Genomic DNA, 23065 nt, shown 5'->3' with positions numbered 1-23065 from the left:
TCAGTCCTCCGATCCGGGGAAGGGCACCAGATTGCTGGGTGCTCCACGGGTCAACGACGTCTGAACCGGCAGAAGACGCGCGAAGCTGAGAACCGATTGGGTCTCAGCAAGGCGCTCGGCGAGTTCCATATGGAGCGGTACGGAGGTTGACCCGACCGCACCCGCAACCGGGGAGGAGGTCGGATCAAACATCGTCATACACGACCTCCAGAGAAGCTTTGGGTTCGTAGTTCTTGCCACGCATGTCTTCCATCGTGGCAGGTTCCAGCACGACACCTGCGCCCGTGTCCTTGCCGTCAAACAATCCGATCAACTCGTCCTGCGTCAGCGCAGTGGGGCGCAGCGGCGGGGCGTCGGCGACGTTCTCGCCAAGCGCGGCGAACAGACCGCCCCAGTGTTCGGCCGCCGTTCCGACGATCTGGTAATTCGCGGACTTCTTGCGCAGGTCGTCATCCGCCGGGATCGAGGCCAGAACAGGAATGTCGACGGCCTTGGCAAAGGCCTGCGCCTCCCCGGTGCCGTCATCCTTGTTGATGACCAGACCGGCCACACCGACATTGCCGCCAAGCTTACGGAAGTATTCCACAGCCGAGCAGACGTTGTTCGCCACATAGAGGGACTGAAGGTCGTTCGACCCTACCAGGATGACCTTCTGGGCCATATCCCGAGCGATAGGCAGGCCGAAGCCGCCGCAGACAACATCTCCGAGGAAATCCAGGAGCACATAGTCAAAGTCCCAATCGTGGAACCCGAGTTTTTCCAGCAGTTCGAAGCCATGAATGATCCCCCGTCCGCCGCAGCCGCGGCCCACTTCGGGTCCGCCAAGCTCCATGGCGAACACGCCGTTGCGTTTGAAGCAGACGTCGCCGATGGCGACCTCTTCTCCGGCGAGCTTTTTCTGGGTCGAGGTCTCGATGATGGTCGGGCAGGCCTTGCCACCGAACAGCAGAGACGTGGTATCCGATTTCGGGTCGCACCCGATCAGCAGGACGCGTTTGCCCTGCTCGGCCATCATGTGGCTCAGGTTGGCGAGTGTGAACGACTTGCCGATACCGCCTTTGCCATAGATCGCGATGATCTGACACTTCGATGTCGGCTCTCCCTGGGGAACCTCCAAAGTCGGGTCTTCGGCAGCCTCATCACGCAGGCGCTGGTCGTAGTCGTTGCTCAGGTTTGGGACATCAAGTGTCATGCGGTCGCGCTCCAATCCAGTATCATTTTCAGGCAGGCCGGATCGTCGAACGCCGTCTGGTAAGCGCTCTCGCAGTCTGCTGCCTGGGCCGTGTGAGTAATCAGTCCCTCAAGAGACAGCGCCCCGGACTCAATCAGGGCGCGGGTTGCGACGAGGTCGTCGCGGTCCCACTCTGCGGCGATGCGCAGGCGGGCTTCTTTCATGAATGCGGGCGGGAAGGGGAAACTGATCTGGTCGTAGAATCCGGCCAGAACGATCTCTCCGCCCTTCTGGATGCGCATGATCAGGCTGGCGATCAGGTCGGCACTGCCCGACGCATCGTAAATTGAACGGTAGTCGCGTTTTGGGTCGTCATCGGGGTGAACAACCTCGTACCACATTGCGCCGGACATGCGTCCGTCCGAGATTTCCCAAACCGTCGGCGCGGGGGCGCCCGCCGCGATGGTGAGACGCGCAAGAAGCCGCCCCAGAACACCGTGGCCGACGATCAGATCGGGGACAGATTTGTTCAGACCGGCCATGGCGTGGCGTGCTGTGGCGGCCAGCGCGAGCAAGGCCCCTTCGGCCTTCAGTGCCGGATCAATGCGCGTGACGCGTGCCGCGTCAGAGACCAGCAGGTTCGAGGCGCCACCGAAGAGCCCGCGCACATCGCCGTAGCAGTTCGCGCCGGGGACGAATACGCGATCGCCTGGCTTGTAGCTTGTCTCTGCCCCGGCCTCGACCACGGTGCCTGCGGATTCGTATCCGGGCACCAGCGGGAATCCGAAACCCGGAAAGGGCGGCATGTCACCGGACCAGATAAGTTTTTCGGTCCCGGTCGAGATGCCCGAGTGATCGATCTGGATAACAAGGTCGGTCGCTGTCGGGTCGGCCAGAACAACATCCCGCAATCCCAGATCCTTAGGACCGTTCAGGACAACAGCTGTCGCGTGCATGGCAATTTCCCCTTGTTGGGCCGCGACTCAAGAAGAGACTCAATGTCGCAGCAAACCCTTGAATGTAATCTTACGCTTACATAGCAGGGTGTCAACTATTATAGACAGTTTTGTTGTCAGGTTCAGCCCGGCTTTCGTGCGACAACGACGCCAGTGACGAATTCGCGGTACGTTGGAATGGTTTCCACTGCTGAAAACCCAGCCTGCACAAGGAGATCGGACACTTGCGCCGCCGATCGAGCACACCCGGTTTGCATCGCCATCGTGTAGAACGCGAAATACGCATCCCCGGCGCGGGTCGGGGTTGCACCACCTGCCATGGGTTCTGAAATGACCACGCGTCCCCCGGGCGGCAGGGCGTCATACACCTTCGCCAGAAGTGCCTTCACAGTCTCGTCCGCGTGATCGTAGAGCACACGAACCAGCGAAATCACGTCTGCACCCTTGGGTAAGGGGTCTTCACGGAAAGACCCGCCAACACAGTCGGCACGCGGCGGCAGGTCGGCATGCTCCAGCACCGTGGGCAGTTCGAACAGGCGCAGGCGCAGCTGCGGGTATGCCGCATCCACGGCGCGCAGGAACGCGCCCGTGCCGCCGCCGACATCCATCAACCGATGGGCATCTTCCAGCTTGACCACCCGCAAGGTTTCCTCGGCAACCAGTGCCTGGCTGTCGGACATCAGCTTGGAATAGCGCGCGGCAAGATCAGGATCATTCGTCCCGGACTGGCCAAACACGTAGGGCCAGAACCGGGCGAGTTCGGTTTCCCCTTCGCCGCGCAGAAACGAGACCGGATCCTCGAGATCGCGGTACAAGACATCGTGGTGCTGGATCATCTCGCACAGGCCCGGGACACCGGGCAAAGCCGCGCCAAGACGGGACAACCGGTATTCCCCTTGCCTGGAGCGTTTGAGCAACCCAACGGCCACCGCCCCCTGGCACAGCACCTCCATCCGACGCGGATCAAGCCGTGTGCGAGCCGCCAGACGCCATGCCGGAAGCGGCTCTTTCTGCAAGAGCCCCGGCATATCGAGCTGTACGAACGCATGCAGGATCTGGCTGTAGACGAACCCGGACACCAGATCGAACAAGGCTTGCCCGTCGCGCTTGGCAAGGCGCCGCGCCCCTGGCATCGCGCTGGCCCAGCTCTGAAACGCGGGGGCCCCGGCAAGTTTGACCCATCGCCGGTAGAACGCATGCTTTTCGGGCCAGAAACGCGGTCGCCAATAGCTGCCGGAGGACATGCTCATCGTATCAGGCCGTCTTGATGCCAGCGATGTTCGGGAGAACCGGCGTCAGCCGTTCGGCCTGCTTGCGAACCATCTCGGCCAACATCGCCTCCCCCGGACAGGACGGAATGGACGAGATTGCGCCGGACAGGATGTCGTCCAGTCGTTTGATCGCACCTTGGACGCCAAGTTCGGAAACCGCATTGGGACGGTTGTTGACCGCATCCTGTCCGGCCGGCTTACCAAGCGTCTGTTCATCGTAGAGCGCGTCGCGAAGATCGTCCGCGACCTGAAAAGCCTCCCCGATTCGCGCGCCAAGCTCGGTCCAGGCTTCGGGATCCTCGCCCGCCGCTGCGGCACCCATACGGGTTGCCGCCGTAAACAGCGCACCTGTCTTCGCCCGGTGATAGGCGGACAGGTCGACAACCGCCTCGCTCTCCCATCCCTGCCCGGCACAGATGCCGTGGGGCATACCGCTGAACCGGGCGAGTTCACGGATCAGGAGCGCAGCACGTTCCGGATCAGCCGCGGCGGCCACGGCCAGCTGTTCGAACGCCATGATGATCAGCGTATCGCCCGACAAGACCGCGAGCGGTTCCGAATATGCCTTGTGAACAGACGGTTTTCCCCGGCGCGTGTCCGCGTTGTCGAAGGCAGGCAAGTCGTCATGAACCAAGCTGCCGCAGTGGATCAACTCAATCGCCGTGCAGGCGGCATCCGTCAGGCGCGGCTGGTCGTCGCCACACGCCATTGCAACGCTCAAGCAAATGGTCGGGCGAATTCGCGCACCGCCCGGCTTGACCGAGTATTCCAGTGCCGCTGCGAGTTTCGGAGGGCACGACCCCGCACGACTGCGGATCAGCGCCACATCAAGGGCTGTCTCAATACGTTTGAGGTTCATAGGGCCGCTCCTGTTCGGTGTGTCATTCTCAAATGACAGCATACTGTAAATTATTCTGGACAGTGCGCGGTAATCTGTCAACAATCATTGACGGTAAGGAGAGCGCCGGATGGCACAAAAATCGCATCGTGTTGTCGTGATCGGGGCGGGAATGGGCGGTCTGGCCTCGGCCATTCGCCTTGCCCATGCCGGATGCGACGTCACAGTCCTGGAGGCAGCGGACGCTCCGGGCGGGAAGATGCGCACCTTGCCCAGCCGCGCCGGACCGGTGGACGCGGGCCCGACCGTGATGACGCTGAAACCAATCTTCGACGAACTTTTCGAAGACGTGGGCGCACATCTTGCGGATTACGTCGTGCTGCACAAGGAAACCGTTCTGGCCCGGCACTGGTGGTCGGATGGCAGCACACTCGATCTCTTTGCCGACCCCGCCGAATCTGAGGCCGCAGTGCACGCCTTCGCAGGGGGACAGGCTGCCAAAGAGTTCAAGGGGTTTGCCGCGCAGGCCCGCGCGCTGTTCGAAGCCTTCGAAGGACCGATGATGCAGGCCCCGGACCCGGCGCTCGGGAGCCTGACCAAGCATGTCCTAAAAACACCATCGCTGATTGCGGCGATGGGTCCGCTCAGCACGCTGGCCTCCTGCCTGGCGCGGCGGTTCAGCGACCAGCGCCTGCGCCAGTTATTCGGGCGGTACGCCACGTATGTCGGCGGCTCGCCCTATGCATCGCCTGCGGTGCTCGGGCTGATATGGCACGCAGAGGCGCAGGGCGTCTGGCGCGTGGATGGGGGCATGCACCAGTTGGCGCGCGGGCTGGAAAGCCTCGCGATCAAGCTCGGCGCGCGGTTTCAATACGGTACCGCCGTTGCGAGGATCGACAGTCAGAACGGCCGCGCCGCCGGCGTGCACCTTGCCGATGGCACCCGGATCCTGACGGATGCCGTTGTATTCAACGGCGACCCCCGGGCACTGGCGTTGGGTAAACTTGGCCAAGCACCCCGCGCCAGTGTATCCGATGGCGGGCTGAAACCACGATCGCTGTCCGCGCAGGTCTGGTCATTCGCCGCAGTTCCCGAAGGTCGCGATCTTGTCCACCACAACGTGTTTTTTGCCGATGACCCACAGGCCGAGTTTGATCCGCTGTCGCAGGGACATCAGCCGAAAGATGCCACGCTGTACGTCTGTGCCGAAGATCGGGGCGCCGGCAAAACGCCCGCCGGACCCGAGCGGTTTGAAATCATCATAAATGCGCCACCGGTGCCCCAGACCGGCCCTGCGCAGAGCGACGAAGAGGAGTTTTCCCAATGTCAGAGCACAACTTTCCCGCGGTTGGCGCAGATGGGTTTACGCTTTTCGGAAACTCCCGGTCGGGACAGCCTGACCCTGCCAAGGGACTTCGCGACCCTGTTTCCCGGGTCGGCAGGATCCCTCTACGGGCGGAGCCCGCATGGTCTGATGGCAGCGTTCCAAAGGCCGCGGGCCCGCACAGCGCTGCCGGGACTGTATCTGGCGGGGGGCGGGGCCCATCCGGGGGCGGGGATTCCGATGGCAACCCTTTCCGGCAAGCACGCGGCCGCGGCGATACTCAAGGACCTAACTTCAACCTCGATGTTCCCAGCGACGGCTACGCTTGGTGGTACCTCGACGGGATCTCGGACGATGGCAGCCGCGCCATCTCCATCATCGCCTTCATAGGGTCGGTTTTTTCACCCTGGTATCGCTGGTCGGGCCGCAAGAGCCCGGACAACCATGTGTGCATCAACGTGGCCACCTACGGACCCGGCGGGCGCTGGACCATGACAGACCGGGGCCGCGACGCACTACGCCAGACAAACGACACGTTCACGGTCGGGCCCAGTCACCTGCACTGGGACGGCACGACACTGACCGTGGACATCAACGAGGTTTCGACGCCGTGGTGCGACCGCGTCAAGGGCACCGTGAAAATTCATCCTCATGGTTTGACCGACAAGGAAATACCGCTGACCGAGGACGGCAGTCACGTCTGGCGGCCCTTCGCCCCCAGCTCGGATATCGAGGTCGACATGAACCGCGAGGGGTGGACCTGGTCAGGGCACGGCTATTTCGACGCGAACTTCGGGACCCGGGCGCTGGAGGCAGATTTCGGCTATTGGACCTGGGGGCGCTATCCGACGTCGGCAGGCACGGCCTCGTTCTATGATGTCGCCAGACGCGACGGCTCGGACTTGTCCGTCGCTCTGAAATTCGATGAGCAAGGGGGGGTTTCGACGATGGAGGCACCGCCGAAGACACGGTTCTCGCGGTCTTTGTGGACAGTGCGCCGTGAAACACGCGCCGATCCGGGCACAACGCCGAAGCATTTCAAATCCATGCTCGATGCGCCGTTTTACTGCCGGGCCGGGGTCGAGACAACCATCCACGGGGAACGGGTGCAGGGCGTGCACGAAGCGCTTGATCTGAACCGGTTTCGGGGGCCGTGGCTTATGCCCATGCTGGCGGTCCGGGTACCACGACGCCCCAAATGGGACTTCTAGGCTTCGATTTCTCGCGGGGTGTTCGCCTCTTCGGGGTTCAGGCGCCAGACCGCTGCATTCAGGGCGGCGGCGATTGTAACCCAAGCGAGATAGGGGAGAAGCAGCAGCCCTGAAAATGGTTCGACCTGAAAAGTGAAAACGACTGTCCCAAGCACTGACACCCACAACAGGCCAATCACGACCATTCCAGCCTTGATCCGCCGAAGACCAAAGAAAACCGGTGTCCAAAGCGTGTTCAACGCGATCTGAAATGCCCAGAATGCCATCGCCATCGCGCTGCCCGGGGCGTCGGCGACGCGCGCGGCTGAAACCGCGATCGCAAGGTACAGGACGCTCCACACAACGGGAAATACCCATTTCGGCGGGTTCCAGCTCGGCTTTTGCAGCGCGTCATACCACCGCCCGGGCGGGAACATTGATCCCGTCGCCGCGGCAGCAGAGCACGCGCCAAGAAATATCGTGAAGACAGCCCAATCAAATTCCATGAAGGTCAGATAGGACGACCTTTGAACCCGTCCATGCCGCGCATTTCGCGGTCGCGTTCCTCCAGCTGGGCAAACAGCCCCAGCAATGTTCCCGAGCGTCCTTCCCCCCAGGGGGAACGGTCGGCGTTCCGCGCTGCTGCGTCGACAAGAAACGCGCACTCGTCCAGTGGGCTGGCGTGCAGAACCGCTGAACGCGGCATCACCATGCTGACACCGGTTTGCAGGGTCGACTGGCCGACAAGCGCCAGCTTGTGCAGCTTCGACGTGTGCGCGCGGTGGTTGATGTTGTCATAACCTGCCTGTGCCACCTTCGATCCGATCGCAGCGTAGATGAAGCGCGCCGCGTAGATGCCCGGGCGCGCGGTCAGTGGCAGTACCCCGATGCCCGCCTCGGCCCGGAAATACAGGCGCTGCGCTTCGGCCAGAAGCCGCTTGGTGACCCGCGCCAAATCGGCACTGGGCCTGGGGTCGGCAAGGAATGCCTCCGGCTCGATCCCCTCCGCGCGCATCAAGTCACGCGGCAAGTACAAACGGCCCTCAATAGCATCTTCGCCGACATCCCGGCAGATATTGGTCAGTTGCATCGCAACGCCAAGGTCGCATGCGCGCGCCAAGGCGTCGCCATCGCGGACGCCCATGAGCACAGTCATCATCGCGCCGACTGCGGCAGCAACACGGGCAGAGTACGCCCTGACATCAGAGAGGGTATCGTACTGGCGCTCCATCGCATCCCAGGCAAACCCTTCGATCAGGGCTTCGGGCAACGCGCGGGGCATCTCATGATCCTCGACCATGGCTGCGAACGCCCGGTCGGCAGGTGCGTTGCGCGGCGTTCCGGCATAGACCAGATCAAGACGGTCCCGCAGTCCAAGAACAGCTGCCGGTTTTTCGTGATGAAGGTCCACCGCATCATCCGCCAGCCTGCAAAACGCATAGAGTGCAAGTGCCGGATCGCGCATTCTGGAAGGCAAGAGCTTGGACGCTGCGTGGAACGAAAGCGATCCGTGACGGATCGCTTCCTTGCAATGGTCGAGATCGGCAGCCGCAATCATTCCGCGGCCTGCGCGTAGGGCATGGTTGCAGGAACGACCGGCGCGTCGGGGATCATCTTCGCCATCACCTCGGCCGACGACACGACGCCCGGTACACCCGCACCTGGGTGCGTTCCGGCGCCTGTCAGGTAAAGGTTGGCGATCTCGGTCGGGTTGTTATGCGGTCGGAACCAAGCGGATTGGAGAATGCGCGGCTCAATCGAGAACCCGGCGCCAAGCGGCGAAAGGTACCTGTCCTTGAACGTATCCGGCGTGAAGATCAGGTCGGTCGTGATCCGCTTTCGGAACCCGGGCAGGGTGTTTTCCAGCACGGCTGCGACCTTGTCGGTATAGGCGGCTTTCTCCACCTCCCAATCCACCGGGTTGTCATGTCCAAGATGTGGAACAGGGGACAGTACGTAGAACGTGTCGTCGCCCCTGGGTGCCACGCTGGGGTCGGTGACCGCCGGGCGATGGAGGTAAAGGCTCATATCCTCCGAGAGCCGGCCATTTATGAAGACGTCCCGCAGGAGCCCCTCGTACCGCGGGCCGGACAGGATCGTGTGATGACCGACGTCACCCCACATGTCACGGGTGCCCCGTGTGCCGAAATACCAGACATAAAGGCCCATGGACCAACTCGCCTTTTTCAGCTTGGCATCGGTCCAGCGTTTCCGCGGCGTCTTGCGCAAAAGGGTCTGATAGGTGTGACCGGCGTCTGCATTGGAGACCACGATATCTGCATGCAGCACCTCGCGGCTTTCCATCCGAACACCGCGTGCCTTGCCGTCGGCAACAAGGATTTCATCCACCGTTTCGCCGTAGCGCACGCGCCCGCCCTGATCTGCAACCACGTTCGCCATGGCCTGCGCGATCGCCTGAACACCGCCCATCGCGTAGTGGACGCCAAACTCCTTTTCGAGGTGGCTGACCAGCGCATACATCGACGTGACGTGCATCGGATCGCCGCCGATGAACAACGGATGAAAGCTCAGCGCCATGCGCAGATAGGGGTTCTTCACGCGTTTCTGGGCAAGCTTGAGAATGGATTGGTCTGCGCGCAGAACCGCAAACTCGGGAATGACCTTGAGCGTGTCCCACAGCCTGTGCATTGGTTCCGCCACCATGCCCTCGAACCCCACAACGTAACGACGATGCGCATCCTTGAGGAACTTGCGGTAGCCTTTCAGGTCCCCGGGGCTCAGACGGGTGATCTCCGCCTCCATCGCTGCGGTGTCCTGTCTGGCAGTGAAGACTGTGCCATCCGGCCAGCGGATCTCGTAGAACGGGTCAAGCGGGCGTAGATCGACATCATCGTGAAAGTTTCGCCCGCACGCAGCCCACAGCTTTTCGTAAACCTGCGGCACCGTCACGATAGTTGGCCCCAGATCGAATCGGTGGCCCGCCTGCGTGATGGACGACCCGCGCCCGCCAGGTTTGTCCAAACGGTCCAGAACCGTCACGGCGTACCCCTTGGCCCCGAGGCGCATTGCGGCGGACAGACCACCCAGACCTGCGCCAATCACCACAGCGGTGGGGCGTGGGTCGCTACTTTGCATAGTCATAGAACGGTTCCGGTCGACTCGTGTCATGATATCTGAACGATAGTACTGTCTAGTTCAGTTGACAACTCTCATGTCAATGCACTGCCTCTTTTCTGCATTGCCGCATGGACTTATATCACTGCAAACGGAAACGGAGCCTGCCCCATGCAACCTGTCGAGATCTATACCTCCCCGCTCTGCGGTTTTTGCCACGCCGCCAAAAGACTGCTGACCCAGAAGGAGGTTGCGTTCTCCGAGGTTGACGTCTTGCAAAACCCGGCAAGAAAGCCCGAGATGATCCAGCGCGCGGGCGGGCGCACCTCTGTTCCGCAAATCTTCATCGGCGCGACGCATGTCGGGGGGTGCGACGACCTCTTTGCACTCGAACGCGCCGGAAAACTCGATCCGCTTCTGGCGGGGTGATGCGCACGAGCCTGCTGCAGATCACCAGCTCGGACGAGCCGGCTGAGAACTTGTCACATATCCTCGGTCTCGCCGAGGATGCCGTTGCCGACGGAGCAGAATTCCTTCTGACCCCAGAGGTGTCGAACTGCCTGACATCCAGCCGCGCGCGACAGGTCGAAGTTCTGCGCCACGAGGAAAACGACCCGACACTGGCCAGCCTGCAGGACTTCGCGGCGCGACGCGGCGTCTGGTTGTCGATCGGATCGCTTGCCCTGAAAACGACCGCTTCTGACGGGCGTTTTGCCAATCGCAGTTTTCTGATCTCCCCCGACGGGGAAATTGCCGCGAGATATGACAAGCTGCATATGTTTGATGTTGCGGTGTCAAAGACTGAGACCTATCGCGAAAGCGCAAACTACCGTCCCGGAGAGGTCGCGGTACTGGCGGGTACGCCTTTTGCCAAGATCGGCCTGACCATCTGTTATGACCTGCGTTTTCCGGGCCTATTCCGCGACCTTGCGAAAGCCGGGGCAGAGGTGATCCTGGTACCAGCGGCTTTCTCGCCGGTGACGGGCGCTGCGCACTGGGAACCGCTGTTGCGTGCCCGTGCGATCGAGACCGGAACATGGATCGTGGCCGCGGCGCAAACCGGGACGCACCCCACACGCGAAGGCCCCACGCGGCAAACCCACGGGCATAGTCTGGCGGTCAACCCATGGGGCGAAGTTGTCGCGGATGCAGGCACCGCGCCCGGGATTGTGACATTCACGCTCGATCTTGCGCAAGTGTCAGATGCACGTCGCAAGATCCCTTCCCTTCAGGCAGGTGTCTCTTATTCTGGGCCGACATGACGAATGTGAACGACGCCCTTTCGATCTCTCTGCTGAGCGAGCTGATCACGACGAACCAGCTTGCCCGAGCACGGCTGTCCAAAGCGCTGCCGAAAGGGATGGAGTTGAGTCATTTCTCGGTCCTCAATCACCTCGCCAACACCGCATCGGAGCGGACGCCAGCGCAGTTGGCCAAAACGTTTCATGTCACGAAAGGCGCGATGACGAATACGCTCAGCAAGCTGGAAACCGCAGGGCATATCCATATCCGACCGGATTGGGACGATGCCCGGCGAAAGCTTGTCGCCGTCAGCCCATCGGGTCGCGCGGCGCGGGACAATGCACTCCAGGCCATCACGCCGATGATCTCGGAACTGGCCTCTACGCTGGGGACGGACAAGGTTCGGGCAGCGTTGCCGATCCTGCGAGCCCTGCGAATCCGGCTGGAAAGCGATTCCTGATCACGCAGCACCCTGTGTTTGCGCGGAAATCGGATCGGCCAGAAAATCCAGAATAACCTCTGCAACAAGGTCGGGGCGTTCTTCGTGCATGAGATGACCCAAGGCCGGCATGGACTTCCAAAGTGCGTTTGGCATCCGCGCCGCTGCATCGCGGGACACAGCGGGGGCAACGGCCTTGTCGCGGTCACCGGTCAGCAACAGGGTCGGGATATCGAAATCGCCAAGACGCGCAATCAGTGGGCGCAAGTCCCATTGCGCCATCATAGCCAGCGCCCCGGCGACGTGGGCGCGATCCCGGATGAGCCTGTAATAGAGCCGCAATTGCACGTCAGACAACTCGCTGCCAGTCGCAGCGATCAACTGCGATACATTCCTGGGGGTCGTCGTGCTGGCAAAGAAAAGGCTCGTGAATGGGTTCAACGCGAGTAACTTGGCCAGCATAGGAAACAGCCAGCCTGCTACCCCGTCAAACTCCGCAAACGCCCCGTTTATTGCGACCACCGCCTTCGGTGGATCGGGCAAACGTAGGCTAAGGTCCAGCGCAACCGCAGCACCGGCGGAATGTCCGACGATGCACTGTGGTGAAAACCCCTCATGGTCGAGCAGCGTCGCAAGGTCACTGGACACCGACGTCAGACTCGACCGCATTGCGCTCCCCTTGGTGGTAAAGCCATGGCCCGGCAGATCGACAGCCATCACGTCGTAGCGATCTGTCAATCGTGGGATCAGATCGGCAAAGGAATGCAAGGACGCCGCCGCACCATGCAGCAGCAGCAATCCCGGACCACTCCCCTGACGCTGCACGTGCCATTGATGGGGCCTGACCCGCACGAAACGGCTGTACTGCGCATGCGGCCAGTGGGCCTTCTCAAGATCCCAGTTCATGTGCCAATCGCGGCTCCGACGGCCGCCGACAACCGGTGGCTGTCCGCACGCGGTAGCGGGATATATGGTGCGGCCATTTCCTCGGCCAGACTTCGCAACTGCGGCTGTGGGCGATTGCCCATGTCGATCACCACAGCCGGCGTGGATTGCGCCCGGAGTGCGCGGGCCATGCTGTGCGCGTCCGCAGCCGCCGCCGCACGGTCCGGCGCTCCATCGAGGGCGATATTCGCGCGGCCATCGGTCAACAAGGCAATGGTCGGCGACATGCCCCGGCCCGCAGACTGGTGCGACAATTCCAACGCACTTTTCAAACCTGAAGCCAGCGGTGTTCCGCCCCCGCCCGGCAACGCGCCAAGGCGGCGCTTGGTCTGAACAAGGGATCTAGTCGGAGGCAGCAGCAAATCCGCCTGCGTTCCGCGAAAGGCGACCAGTGCCACGTGATCGCGGCGGGCATAGGCTTCCGCCAGAAGCAACTCGACCGCCCCCTTGGCCTCCGCAAGACGCGCCAAGGCGGCCGAGCCGGACGCGTCAACGGCAAAAATCAAAAGTCGGTCGCTCTTTTCCTCGAACCGGCGCAGACGAAGGTCTTCGGCGCGAACCAGCACCTTCTGGGGCGCGTCCGGGGTCAGAGCGCGGCGCACCTTCTGCCAAGGGGCAGCTGCCCGCAGGGTGGCGACAAGATCGATACGAGACTGTCCGTCAAGCCGACCTGAGCGGGATGGCAGCGGACGCCCACGGCGGTTCCCCTTGCGGGATGCCCCTGCCCCGGCATGTGCACCCGCGCGCCTCGGAGCCTTCTGCGCCGCCAGACGGGCAAGCAGGTCAGGCGGCAACATCGCTTTCGCCGCTTGCAACAGGATTTCTTCAGGGAGACGCTGCGTCTGCTCGTGATCCGTATCGCCCTCCGAAGAGTCTTGCGGCGCGTCGGGCTGTGCCTCGGGCGGATCGTCTTCGACTGTGTCCTCTGGCTCCTGCGGTGGAAATCGGGTCGCACGTGGCGCCAGAACCAGTTCAGTTGCACTGATCAGGTCATCTTCTTCCACGACCTCTCGCCCATCGAGCGCGGCGAGCGCACGAGCAGCGCGCAACGCAAACACAGGCGCTCGTGGGCTGTCGACACCCAATTGCATGGCAACGCGCGCCAAGGAGGTGATCGCATCGGCGGGCAGGGTCACGCGCGGCAGGCGCGCGCGGGCGGTCGCGGACATGCGTGGGTTATGGGTCAATTCCGGGCAATCGGCCTGCGGCATGGCCTCAAGATCGAGATGGAGGCCCAACCTGTCCACCAGCGATGAGGGAATCTGCTCGTCCGGTTCGGCCCCTTCATCGAGTGCGATGACCGCATGGCCGATCGAGGCGTCGAGGGTTTGCGACAGGCGCGCGGCAAGGGCCGGGGTCATTCGCTCGGCCATTGGCACAAGCAGGGTCGTCCGGCCACCGCCGAGTAACCCGGTGGTTCTGACAAGACGCCCTGCGGATAGCGTCGCAGACAGGTCAATTCCGCCAAATAGGTGATCGTCGCCAATATTCGGCGGCATTCGTTTCATGTCGGGCAGAGCCGCGCGCAAAGCTGCCAGCAAGCGCTCCCGGACCGGACCGGATCGAGCGCGCAGCCAAAGCCCGCCCAAGGCAGCTGGATCGACCGACAAGACCGCAACAGCTGTCGCAGCGCGAACCCAGGTCAGGTCGCGATCAGTGTCGATCAGGTCTTTCACTTCAGCACACTTTCCAACGCGCGGATCACACGGGTAGTCGATCCGGCTTCGTCGAGTGGATCGCGCCGCAATCGGTGGCGCAGTGCGGACGGTGCGATCTGACGCAGATGATCCCGCGTGACCGCGGGCGCACCTGCGTAAGCGGCCACGGCACGGGCCGCCCGCAGTAATGTCAGCTCTCCGCGCAACCCGTCGGCACCCAGTTCGATGCAGAGCCGCGCACAATCGCGCAACGTGTCGTCGGGCGTTTCGATGCCACGCAGTGCCGCGCGTCCTTTCAGAATTCGGGTGCGCAGGGTCGCGTCCTGCCCCTGCCAATGATCCATGAAGCTTTCATGATCGGTCTCATAGGCATCGCGGCGCCTGATCACTTCGATCCGGTCTTCGATATCGGTGGGCGATGCCACCTCCACGCTCAGTCCGAACCGATCCAGGAGCTGGGGGCGCAATTCGCCTTCTTCGGGATTGCCCGAGCCGACGAGGACAAACCGCGCCGCGTGGCGGATCGACAGACCCTCGCGTTCGATGACGTTCTCGCCCGAAACGGCCACGTCCAACAGAAGGTCGACGATGTGATCCTCCAACAGGTTCACTTCGTCGATGTAGAGGTATCCGCGATTTGCACGGGCCAGAAGGCCGGGTTCGAAGGCTTTCTCGCCGCGGGTCAATGCGCGTTCAATGTCCAGCGCGCCGACAACACGGTCTTCGGTGGCCCCAAGCGGCAGGTCAATGACCGGTGTCGGTTTCTCAACCAACGCCGTACCAGCCCCCTCTGCCCAGTCTGGCACGAGGTCTGGACTGGCGGAGTTGCATGGGCACCCTTCCACGGCCATGATCGGCGGCAGCAATGCGGCGAGCGCGCGTACGGATGTCGATTTGCCGGTCCCCCGGTCTCCAAAGACCAGCACCCCGCCGATCCCGGGGTCAATGGCCGTGAGGATCATCGCTTGCTTCATCTCGTCCTGACCGACGATGGCTGAGAAAGGGAAGGGGTGGGTCATTGCGGTCGCTTTCCGTCACTAAGATCCGCCAAGGGTGACGCCCCGTTCCAGCGCCCGGCATCGCCAAGCACCTGAAACCGCGCGTAAAGTTCCTCGGCAAAGAGGTTTCGATCCCGCACATCGCGGATCGCCGCGGCGTGGGGTCCGTCCCGCCGCGCAAAATTGGCCATGCTGTCTGCATCCGGCCAGATGGAAAAGGTGACTTGCTGCACAAGAGGGAACTCGCCAATGCCGATTTTGAAAATCACGTTGGGGTCCTTGCCGATCATCGCGCTGATGGCCGGCTCGTGCTTCCAGAACTTGAACGCCGCAGCGGGCTTCACCGTGGCGCGGGTCAAAGCTGCCAAGGGTCCGTCCGGCGTTTCTGACACGGGCGTAAACGGGCGTTCTCCCGACCACTCTCCCCGCGCCGATGTGGTGGCCAGAAACACGGTCCAGTCTTCCGCTGCGCGGTCGCGGTACCGCTTCCATACGGGGCTGTGAGCGATGCGCGCCTGTGCCGTCCGGTGATCGGGCCAGGTCGCAAGAATACCGTAGACGCCGGTGTTCGGCAGAGGTGTGAACCCCTCGCCGGTACCGGACCCACACAGTTTCCAGAACCCGATATCGGGCGTACGTGGCAGGGAAAAGCGGGCAGCGCCCATCTGGGCAAGCGCCCAGAGCCGGTCGCGCCAGCGGTCAAAACGGAACAGGCTGAGACTGACGGTCTGAATCGGACTCACTCCCGGGACTCGGAGACACCTCATGTGTCAACTAAGTCTGACACATTTACTGTCAGAGCGGAAGCCCTATTCGATTTCATCCTCCGTGGTGTCAGCAAGATAGGATGTGACAAACTCATCCTGCGGCGTGCGGGCGAGAACGAGGACGTCGACCCGGGATGCACCGCCGGCCAAGCACGCTTCCGCGCAGACCCCGAGCGTCGCGCCGCTGGTCATGACATCATCGATCAACAGAATGTGCCGCCCCTCCAGCCTGTAGTTGCGCGCTCTCGGGCCGACCACGGTGATTGCACCATCGAGGTTGGCGAACCTTTCATCCCGCCCCCGATGATCCTGCATCGGCGTTTTGCGACCTCGGTGTAAAAGGTCAGGGCACATCGGTCGTTCCAGATGCCGCGAGACTTGGCGGGCAAGCAACACCGCCTGATTGTACTTTCGGCGCAGCAGACGCGTGCGATGCATCGGCACCGGCACCAGCAGCGTATCCGCCCGGATCAGTGACCTGCCAGCCCGGGCCATCCACGCCCCACCCGGTCGGGCCAGATCGGTGCGGTCCGCGTGCTTGAGTTGCAGCACCAATGTCCGACCGAGGTCCGCATAGAGCATAGCCGCGCGTCCTTGGGTCCAGGGGCGCGGAATTTCGAGACACTGATCGCAGGTGTCCAGCTGGCCTTCGGGCAGTCCCGCGAGCGGCACGCCGCACCCGTCGCACAAGCCACCAGAAATGAACGGCACGTCAGGCAGACAGCTACCGCACAACCCGAAATCACTGGCCACGGGCGCCGCACAGGAAACGCAAACCGGCGGATAGAGCGTGCGCAATGCGCTTTGCAATTGGCCTTGAAACACTTACATAGCCCTTTCGAAAAGGAACACTGATGCAAGTCCCCCCAACGCTGACAGATCGACCTGCCTTGATCGCGCAGCGGTCCCGTGCGCGTTTGCAGGGGCCGGTGGAGTTCTTGCACCAGGAGGCACTTGTCGAAGTCGAGGAAAGACTGAACGAGGTTAACAGGCAGTTTACCGACATCGCAGTTGTCACCGGGCACCGCGAATTCTGGGCAGCGGCGTTTCCCAACGCGCTCATCGTCCCGGACGAAGCCGAGTTGGACGTTGCACCTCGGTCGTTCGATCTTGTGATCCACGCATTGGCCTTGCACTGGGCGGACGATCCCGTGGGCCAGCTTGTACAGAGCCGGAACGCGTTGCGCCCGGACGGCCTTTTTCTGGCAGTGCTGTTTGGGGGGCAGACCCTGCATGAGTTGCGGGTTGCCCTGGCGGAGGCGGAAACCGCCTTGACCGGAGGTCTGAGTCCCCGGATCGCTCCAATGGGAGAGGTTCGCGATCTTGGCGCACTTTTGCAGCGCGCGGGCCTTGCGCTACCGGTTGCCGATATCTCCAGACGATCGGTTGAATACAGCAGTGCATTACATCTCATGAAAGACCTTCGGCACATGGGCGAGGGCAATGCACTGGCCCAGCGTCACCGCGCGCCGCTGCCCCGTGCCGTGCTGGACCTGGCCTGTGACATCTACGGGCGTGAATTTCCGGGCGACAAAGGCCGGGTGCGCGCTACGTTCGAATTTGTGTTTCTGACAGGATGGGCGCCTTCGCGCGACCAACCCCGACCGATGCGCCCCGGATCTGCGTCCCATCGCCTTGCAGAAGCGTTGGGAACAGTGGAATACGACCGGGATATGAACCCAGTAACTGCCCCGACGCCTCGGGATAAACCGTGACCGCCAAAGAGGTTCCGACGAAGATGAATATGATGTCCGCGACGTCCATGTCCCATGCCCCTGCCGACCACCCACAGGTCAAGTTCGGCAAGGTGGGTATCCTGCTGGCCAATCTCGGCACGCCGGACAACTATGACTACTGGTCGATGCGTCGGTACCTGAACGAGTTCCTGTCGGACAAACGCGTCATCGACTACAGCCCGTGGATCTGGCAGCCGCTTTTGCAATTGGTGATCCTGACCAAGCGTCCGTTCAGCTCAGGTGCGGCATACAAATCGATCTGGAATGAAGAAGCTGGCGAAAGTCCGCTGATGACCATCACGAAGGATCAGACTGCCAAGATGGCCGCAGAGATGCAGGCACGCTACGGCGACCGGGTCGTGGTGGATTTCTGCATGCGCTACGGCAACCCCTCGACAAAGTCGAAGGTCGAGGCGCTGCAAGCGCAAGGATGTCAGAAAATCCTGTTCTTCCCGCTGTACCCGCAATACGCAGGCGCCACGTCCGCCACGGCCTGCGATGAGTTCTTTCGCTCTCTGGAGCATATCAAGTGGCAACCCATCGTCCGTACGGTCGAGCCGTATTTCGAGCATCCGATGTATATCGAGGCACTCGCGCAATCGGTCGAACGGGCTTATGCGAACATCGAGACCCGACCGGACGTGCTGGTGGCCTCCTACCACGGAGTGCCAAAGCGCTACCTGATGGAGGGTGATCCGTATCATTGCCAGTGCCAGAAGACCTCGCGCCTCCTGCGCGAGCGGCTCGGCTGGCCCGAAACGGAGATCGTAACGACCTTCCAAAGCCGCTTCGGCCCCGAAGAATGGCTGAAACCCTACACTGTGGAAGAGGTCGCGCGGCTTGCAGAGGCTGGTAAGAAACGGATCGCTGTTGTAGCTCCCGCGTTTTCAGCAGATTGCATCGAAACACTTGAAGAGATCAACGAAGAGATCAACGAGAGCTTCGAGGAGGCTGGCGGCGAAGAGTTCACCTACATTCCCTGCCTGAATGATGACGACGCGCATATCTCTGCGCTGGCTCAGGTTGTTGAAGAGAATCTGGGCGGCTGGATCACTCCAAAAGACTGATCCGTGTGCGATCGAATCAACCGGACATGAAAAAAGGCGGCCAAGACGGCCGCCTTTTCCCTAATCTCAAACCTGCCGAAGCTTAGCTTGCAGCTGCCGCGATGACCGCGATCAGAAGAAGGGGAACAACCCAGCCGGTGCCGGTGGTTGCTGCGTCTTCTTCAACCACAACGGGCATTTCGACGATGGGTTCTTCCATACCGCCTGCGAAAGCGGAGGTTGCAGCGATCGAGACGACTGCAGCGAGAGCGAGTTTTTTCATAGTTCCCTCCAAAGAGATGCTCTTTCCTAGACACACCGATAAACGCACTGCGCGCTCCGGATTGTACCTCGTGATGATTTTTAACCAGCAACCTTTTGGTTTTTCAATCCACTGGCGACCATCAAAGGGTTCGTCGGCAAAATGTCGTCAAATAAGCAACACTTGTGTGCCGACGTTCGAGCGTTCGAAAAGGTCCGCGATATCCTCGTTGAACAAGCCGATGCAACCATTGGAAGAACGGCGCCCGATCTTGCGCGTGTCGTGCGTTCCGTGAATGCGGTAGTATTTCCACGTCAAGTGCATCGCGTGCGTGCCCATCGGGTTATCCGGCCCGGGCCCGATGAAGTCCGGCCACTCCGGATTGCGCCGTTTCATCGCCGGGGTCGGCGCCCAGCTTGGGCCTTCGACCTTGCGCGTGATCCGGGTGCGCCCGGTGCGGGTCAGGTCCTCTGTAATCGGAACCGATGTCGGATACAGCTTGTACTGCGTCTGATCCTCAGACCACCAATGCAAGGCCCGCGACTGGATATCGACAAGGATCGCACCGTTCTTGGTGTTCGAGAAATACGGACGCCAGTCGAGCGCGCGAAAGCTCGAAATGTTGCGACGTACGGTCTCGGTAATGTCGGCTTCAACTTCGGTCGTGCCGGAGTTCGGGTCCGACTGCGCAAAAGCAGGAGACCCGGCAACGCCCGCGGCACTTGCCGAAAGCAAGAATGCGCGGCGGCTCAGAAAAGGGGTCGTCAGCTTGGACATGGGAAAAACTCTCCACATACGTGAGTTGGTTGCGACAGCGCCAAAACTTTATTTGCCATATCTGCGTTGCACAAATCAAACAGATGTCAACTCCGTTTGCTCGGGGGGTGCTTGGACAGGCGGGCTTTCCCGGATAGGGGTACTCGCACCGTGTGAAGGAGAGCACAATGGCCGGACACCTCAAGCACCTGATTCTGTGGCTCTTGCCCGCAATTCTGATGGCCTGCACGACTCCATCCGCGCCGACGATCGGCCCAGATGGCAAGCCATTGCCGAGGGTGTACAAAATCACCAGCCGTGACGAGGCCCGCATTCCTTTCACCATCCTCGACTCTGTAAATGCGTTGCGTCAGGCCGCTGGTACCGCCCCTTTGCAGCTTAATTCGGAGCTGACCGCCGCCGCCGCGACCCATTCACGGGATATGGCCGTTCAAAACCGTCCGTGGCATTTCGGATCGGATGGATCGAGCCCGATCGAGCGTGTCACGCGCGCCGGCTACCCGGGTGGATTGCGCGGGGAATTGGTGTCCGAGACCTACGAGACCGAACTCGAGACCCTGAGCGCCTGGATGGAGGAGCCCGGCAGCCGTGATGTCATTCTGGACCCTACCGCCGAAGATATGGGGTTTGCGTGGTATCAGGAGCCAAATGGCAAGCTTTGGTGGACCCTTGTCACAGGCGCATCACGCCCGGTTACAGACACTGCGCTGGTGAATTGACCAGAGGTCAGGGAAAGATGTCGATCGGCGTCCCGTTGCGCACCATCGCGTAGATATCTTCCATCTCTCGGTCAGTGACGGCAATGCAACCAGCCGTCCAGTTTTCCGTCCCGCGCCGCGGTCCCGTCGTCTCTCCATGGATAAAAATGTCGCCTCCAGGGCTTTGGCCCAGTTGACGCGCCACTTCGATGTCCCGCGCGTTTGGATATGAAATTCCCAACGACAGATGAAAAGAGCTGTTCGGGTTGCGTCGGTCGATGAAATACCGTCCCTCAGGCGTTTTTCCGTCACCTTCGACTTGCTTGTGGCCCACGGGCGCAAACCCAAGCTCTATATCGAACCCCCGCAGGATGTTCTTGTTGTTGAGCAGATACATGCGGCGGTCGGACTTCATTACGACAATGCGCGTCACCTCCGGCCCGTCATAGGACCGGAACTTGCTGGAACACGCCGCCAAGGGCGCGATCAGCGCAGCCAGTATCAATGTTCGGCGGTTCATCTGCTCAATCGCCTTGTCTGGTCGCCTTTGCGGCTTGGCATCAGTGTGCCAGATCACCTTGCAGCCCGAAAGCCTGCAAAAGAGTGTATCCTGATCACTTTTTTGCAGACGGATCCTCGGATCGGTGAATGTAGGCCTCGATCGATGTGAGACGCGCCAGCACCTCGTCCCGATAGGCATCCGTCGCGGCGTTCGATTCCTCGGCGTGGGCGTCCTGCATCGAATTCACGATCAGACCAACCAACAGGTTCACCACTGCAAAGGTCGTGACCATGATGAACGGGACAAAAAAGACCCATGCGTAGGGGTACACCTCCATCACCGGGCGGACGATGCCCATGGACCATGATTCGAGCGTCATGATCTGGAACAGCGAATAGGCTGACCGCCCGAGATCACCGAACCACTCGGGAAAGCTGGTGCCGAAAAGCTTCGTGGCCATGACTGCGCCGATGTAGAAGATGATCGCCATCAACAGAAAAACGGACCCCATGCCGGGCAGCGCGGTGATGAACCCTTCGACCACCCGCCGCAGCCGCGGGGCAACGGAGATCACGCGCAACACACGGAGGATGCGCAGTGCCCGCAAGACCGAAAAACCCTGAGCCGCCGGCACCAACGCGATCCCGACGATCAGGAAATCGAAGATGTTCCAGCCAGACCTGAAAAAACGTGGGCCAAGCGCGAACAGCTTGATCGCAAGCTCGCACACGAAAATCGCCAGACACGCCTGATCCAGCGCCATCAACAGATCGCCATAGGACGCCATCAGGCCGGGCGAGGTTTCCATGCCCAGAAGAATGGCGTTCAGGATGATGACACCAATTATGGTGAACCGGACCCGTGGGCTTTCGATCCAGTCGGCGAGGCGCGCACGCAGGGCAGTCATAGGTGTGATTCCCGTCTTTAGTTTGGGATATGGGCAAGCGACAGGCGCGCGGCAAGCTCCACATGGGGCGACCAGCGAAATTGATCCACAACCTGTACCCAGTCGAGCGTGTACCCTGCGTTAACAAGTGTCTTTGCATCCCGCGCAAAGGTGATTGGGTTGCAAGACACCGCAGCAATCACCGGCGGCCTTGCCTTTGCCAGTTCCGCGGTCTGAGCCTCTGCTCCGGCGCGTGGCGGGTCGATGACCACAGCATCGAACATGCGCAGGTCGTCCGGCAGGAGGGGACGCCGGAAGAGATCGCGCACCTCATGCGTAACGCGTGCCAGACCCGGGGCCTTGCGCCACCCACCATCGAGGGCTTCCAGCATCGCGGCTTCGCCTTCGACGGCGTGTACTTCGCTTTGTCGGGCCAGGGGCAACGCAAAGGTTCCGCATCCGGAAAACAGATCCGCCACACGTTTCGCATGTCCGACCGCGTCCACCACAGCTTGCGCAAGTGCCGCCTCGCCTTCGCGCGTGGCTTGCAGGAACGCCCCGGGCGGCGGGATGACTTGCGCTGTCCCGAACATCTGAAAGGGGGGACGCAATGTGACCTGCACGTCGCCCTCGACACTCAGGCGCGCAAGATCGAGTTCATGCGCCAACCTCGTCAACGCAGGGAACATCGCCGGTTCGAGCGGTTTGCCGCCTCGGATATCCAGATCGACACCGGCTTCGGACAAGGTGGCCGAAAAGCTCACCTCCGCCTTTCGAGACCCCAGGACAGTAACAAACCCAGCCAACCCCTCGCGCAACGCGGCAAGCTCCGGTGCGATGACCCGACAATCCGGGACATCCACGACCGTGTCGCTCGCCCGCGTGTGAAAGCCGATCGAAGCCCCCTTCTTGAGGCGACGTCCGGCAAATGTCACGCGACGGCGGCTGCGGGCCGGGGATGTCTTGACTGGCCGGAACCGGGCTTCGATCCCTTGCGCACGGAGCGCTTGTTCCACAACCCCTTGCTTCCATTCCGCCACAAAGTCATCGCGTGCATGTTGCAAGGCGCACCCCCCGCACCGAGCATACTGTGCGCATGGCGCCTTTACCCGATCCGCAGAGGGCATGAGGATCCGCGGCGCAGCGATACGGTCTTGATCGATTACGCCTTCCACGACTTCGGATGGCAGGGTCCGTGCAACATAAACGGGCCCGGGCGCGATACCATCGCCGTGCAGGCCAAGCCGGTCTATGCGCACTTTCGTCATCATGGGCGGGCTTTAG

26 protein-coding genes are annotated in these 23065 nt (G+C 61.7%); 8 read left to right on the top strand and 18 right to left on the bottom strand.

The features are described 5' to 3' along the window. From ACP15N_RS11510 to ACP15N_RS11490, 5 genes are all read right to left on the bottom strand, one after another. A complete protein-coding gene (locus tag ACP15N_RS11510; RefSeq protein WP_425092414.1) occupies nt 1–198 on the bottom strand; it encodes a hypothetical protein in 198 nt (65 codons plus the stop codon). Continuing rightward, on the bottom strand, nt 185–1192 hold the full coding sequence (locus ACP15N_RS11505; protein WP_425092413.1) for a chlorophyllide a reductase iron protein subunit X: 1008 nt from the start codon (nt 1190–1192) through the stop codon (nt 185–187). Before ACP15N_RS11505 ends, ACP15N_RS11510 begins: the two co-directional genes overlap by 14 nt. After that, a complete protein-coding gene (bchC, locus tag ACP15N_RS11500) occupies nt 1189–2127 on the bottom strand; it encodes a chlorophyll synthesis pathway protein BchC (protein ID WP_425092412.1) in 939 nt (312 codons plus the stop codon). The genes ACP15N_RS11505 and bchC overlap by 4 nt, the downstream gene beginning before the upstream one ends. 122 nt (nt 2128–2249) lie before the next feature. Beyond that, nucleotides 2250–3371 (bottom strand): methyltransferase, encoded by a 1122-nt coding sequence (locus ACP15N_RS11495; RefSeq protein ID WP_425092459.1) that lies wholly within the window; start codon nt 3369–3371, stop codon nt 2250–2252. Between the two features lie 10 nt (nt 3372–3381). Beyond that, nucleotides 3382–4257 (bottom strand): polyprenyl synthetase family protein, encoded by an 876-nt coding sequence (locus ACP15N_RS11490; protein WP_425092411.1) that lies wholly within the window; start codon nt 4255–4257, stop codon nt 3382–3384. Nucleotides 4258–4366: 109 nt separating this feature from the next. Here ACP15N_RS11490 and crtD point away from each other — a divergent pair, with 109 nt between their 5' ends. Both crtD and crtC read left to right on the top strand, forming a co-directional pair. After that, a complete protein-coding gene (crtD, locus tag ACP15N_RS11485) occupies nt 4367–5950 on the top strand; it encodes a 1-hydroxycarotenoid 3,4-desaturase CrtD (protein ID WP_425092410.1) in 1584 nt (527 codons plus the stop codon). After that, nucleotides 5905–6771 carry a carotenoid 1,2-hydratase gene (gene crtC, locus ACP15N_RS11480; protein ID WP_425092458.1) on the top strand — a complete coding sequence of 289 codons (867 nt, stop codon included), beginning with the start codon at nt 5905–5907 and terminating at the stop codon, nt 6769–6771. Before crtD ends, crtC begins: the two co-directional genes overlap by 46 nt. On the opposite strand, the gene tspO is transcribed toward crtC, so the two are convergent. Genes tspO through ACP15N_RS11465 form a run of 3 tightly spaced genes read right to left on the bottom strand, consistent with a single transcriptional unit; the run spans nt 6768 to nt 9852 of the window. Continuing rightward, nucleotides 6768–7256: a tryptophan-rich sensory protein TspO gene (gene tspO / locus ACP15N_RS11475; RefSeq protein ID WP_425092409.1), complete on the bottom strand. Its 489-nt coding sequence runs from the start codon at nt 7254–7256 to the stop codon at nt 6768–6770. The two genes, crtC and tspO, sit on opposite strands and share 4 nt — an antisense overlap. Before the next feature lie 5 nt (nt 7257–7261). Then, the gene (crtB, locus tag ACP15N_RS11470) at nt 7262–8308 is read right to left on the bottom strand and encodes a 15-cis-phytoene synthase (RefSeq protein WP_425092408.1); all 1047 of its coding nucleotides are present in this window, start codon (nt 8306–8308) and stop codon (nt 7262–7264) included. Further along, nucleotides 8305–9852, bottom strand: coding sequence for a phytoene desaturase (locus ACP15N_RS11465; RefSeq protein WP_425092407.1), 1548 nt, complete (start codon nt 9850–9852; stop codon nt 8305–8307). The genes crtB and ACP15N_RS11465 overlap by 4 nt, the downstream gene beginning before the upstream one ends. Nucleotides 9853–9996: 144 nt before the next feature. On the opposite strand from ACP15N_RS11465, the gene grxC reads away from it, so the two are divergent. Genes grxC through ACP15N_RS11450 form a run of 3 tightly spaced genes read left to right on the top strand, consistent with a single transcriptional unit; the run spans nt 9997 to nt 11527 of the window. Further along, nucleotides 9997–10254 (top strand): glutaredoxin 3, encoded by a 258-nt coding sequence (grxC, locus tag ACP15N_RS11460; protein ID WP_425092406.1) that lies wholly within the window; start codon nt 9997–9999, stop codon nt 10252–10254. Next, complete coding sequence (locus ACP15N_RS11455; protein WP_425092405.1) at nt 10254–11087, top strand: carbon-nitrogen hydrolase family protein; 834 nt, start codon at nt 10254–10256, stop codon at nt 11085–11087. Before grxC ends, ACP15N_RS11455 begins: the two co-directional genes overlap by 1 nt. After that, a complete protein-coding gene (locus ACP15N_RS11450) occupies nt 11084–11527 on the top strand; it encodes a MarR family winged helix-turn-helix transcriptional regulator (protein WP_425092404.1) in 444 nt (147 codons plus the stop codon). Before ACP15N_RS11455 ends, ACP15N_RS11450 begins: the two co-directional genes overlap by 4 nt. Here the strand turns inward: ACP15N_RS11450 and bchO are convergent, their stop codons facing one another. The 5 genes from bchO to ACP15N_RS11425 all read right to left on the bottom strand — a co-directional run bounded on the left by bchO (nt 11528) and on the right by ACP15N_RS11425 (nt 16627). Further along, nucleotides 11528–12412, bottom strand: coding sequence for an alpha/beta fold hydrolase BchO (bchO, locus tag ACP15N_RS11445; RefSeq protein WP_425092403.1), 885 nt, complete (start codon nt 12410–12412; stop codon nt 11528–11530). It lies immediately after the preceding gene. After that, a complete protein-coding gene (locus ACP15N_RS11440; RefSeq protein ID WP_425092402.1) occupies nt 12409–14127 on the bottom strand; it encodes a magnesium chelatase subunit D in 1719 nt (572 codons plus the stop codon). Before ACP15N_RS11440 ends, bchO begins: the two co-directional genes overlap by 4 nt. After that, complete coding sequence (gene bchI / locus ACP15N_RS11435) at nt 14124–15128, bottom strand: magnesium chelatase ATPase subunit I (RefSeq protein ID WP_425092401.1); 1005 nt, start codon at nt 15126–15128, stop codon at nt 14124–14126. The genes ACP15N_RS11440 and bchI overlap by 4 nt, the downstream gene beginning before the upstream one ends. Continuing rightward, nucleotides 15125–15850, bottom strand: a complete 726-nt coding sequence (crtA, locus tag ACP15N_RS11430) for a spheroidene monooxygenase (protein WP_425092400.1) — start codon at nt 15848–15850, stop codon at nt 15125–15127. The genes bchI and crtA overlap by 4 nt, the downstream gene beginning before the upstream one ends. Nucleotides 15851–15916: 66 nt before the next feature. Beyond that, the gene (locus tag ACP15N_RS11425) at nt 15917–16627 is read right to left on the bottom strand and encodes a ComF family protein (RefSeq protein WP_425092457.1); all 711 of its coding nucleotides are present in this window, start codon (nt 16625–16627) and stop codon (nt 15917–15919) included. 101 nt (nt 16628–16728) lie between these two features. Between ACP15N_RS11425 and ACP15N_RS11420 the strand changes: the two genes are divergently transcribed. After that, nucleotides 16729–17589, top strand: coding sequence for a methyltransferase domain-containing protein (locus ACP15N_RS11420; protein ID WP_425092399.1), 861 nt, complete (start codon nt 16729–16731; stop codon nt 17587–17589). Nucleotides 17590–17612: 23 nt separating this feature from the next. Beyond that, a complete protein-coding gene (gene hemH, locus ACP15N_RS11415) occupies nt 17613–18677 on the top strand; it encodes a ferrochelatase (RefSeq protein WP_425092398.1) in 1065 nt (354 codons plus the stop codon). 82 nt (nt 18678–18759) lie between these two features. Here hemH and ACP15N_RS11410 read toward each other — a convergent pair whose 3' ends face one another. Then, on the bottom strand, nt 18760–18939 hold the full coding sequence (locus ACP15N_RS11410) for a hypothetical protein (RefSeq protein ID WP_425092397.1): 180 nt from the start codon (nt 18937–18939) through the stop codon (nt 18760–18762). 147 nt (nt 18940–19086) lie between these two features. Next, entirely contained in the window at nt 19087–19695 is a 609-nt protein-coding gene (locus tag ACP15N_RS11405; protein WP_425092396.1) for a L,D-transpeptidase, read from the bottom strand. A gap of 218 nt (nt 19696–19913) precedes the next feature. On the opposite strand from ACP15N_RS11405, the gene ACP15N_RS11400 reads away from it, so the two are divergent. Next, nucleotides 19914–20414, top strand: a complete 501-nt coding sequence (locus ACP15N_RS11400) for a CAP domain-containing protein (RefSeq protein WP_425092456.1) — start codon at nt 19914–19916, stop codon at nt 20412–20414. Nucleotides 20415–20421: 7 nt separating this feature from the next. On the opposite strand, the gene ACP15N_RS11395 is transcribed toward ACP15N_RS11400, so the two are convergent. The 3 genes from ACP15N_RS11395 to ACP15N_RS11385 form a co-directional block, all read right to left on the bottom strand. After that, nucleotides 20422–20913 carry a L,D-transpeptidase family protein gene (locus ACP15N_RS11395; RefSeq protein ID WP_425092395.1) on the bottom strand — a complete coding sequence of 164 codons (492 nt, stop codon included), beginning with the start codon at nt 20911–20913 and terminating at the stop codon, nt 20422–20424. A 94-nt stretch (nt 20914–21007) separates the two neighbouring features. Next, complete coding sequence (locus ACP15N_RS11390; RefSeq protein WP_425092394.1) at nt 21008–21802, bottom strand: ion transporter; 795 nt, start codon at nt 21800–21802, stop codon at nt 21008–21010. A gap of 17 nt (nt 21803–21819) precedes the next feature. After that, nucleotides 21820–23049, bottom strand: coding sequence for a class I SAM-dependent RNA methyltransferase (locus ACP15N_RS11385; RefSeq protein WP_425092393.1), 1230 nt, complete (start codon nt 23047–23049; stop codon nt 21820–21822). Nucleotides 23050–23065: the final 16 nt, after the last annotated feature.

Origin of the sequence: Tropicimonas sp. S265A, from assembly GCF_049800835.1 — a bacterium.
GTDB lineage: Bacteria > Pseudomonadota > Alphaproteobacteria > Rhodobacterales > Rhodobacteraceae > Dinoroseobacter.
This window is presented reverse-complemented; position numbering and strand designations above follow the sequence as displayed.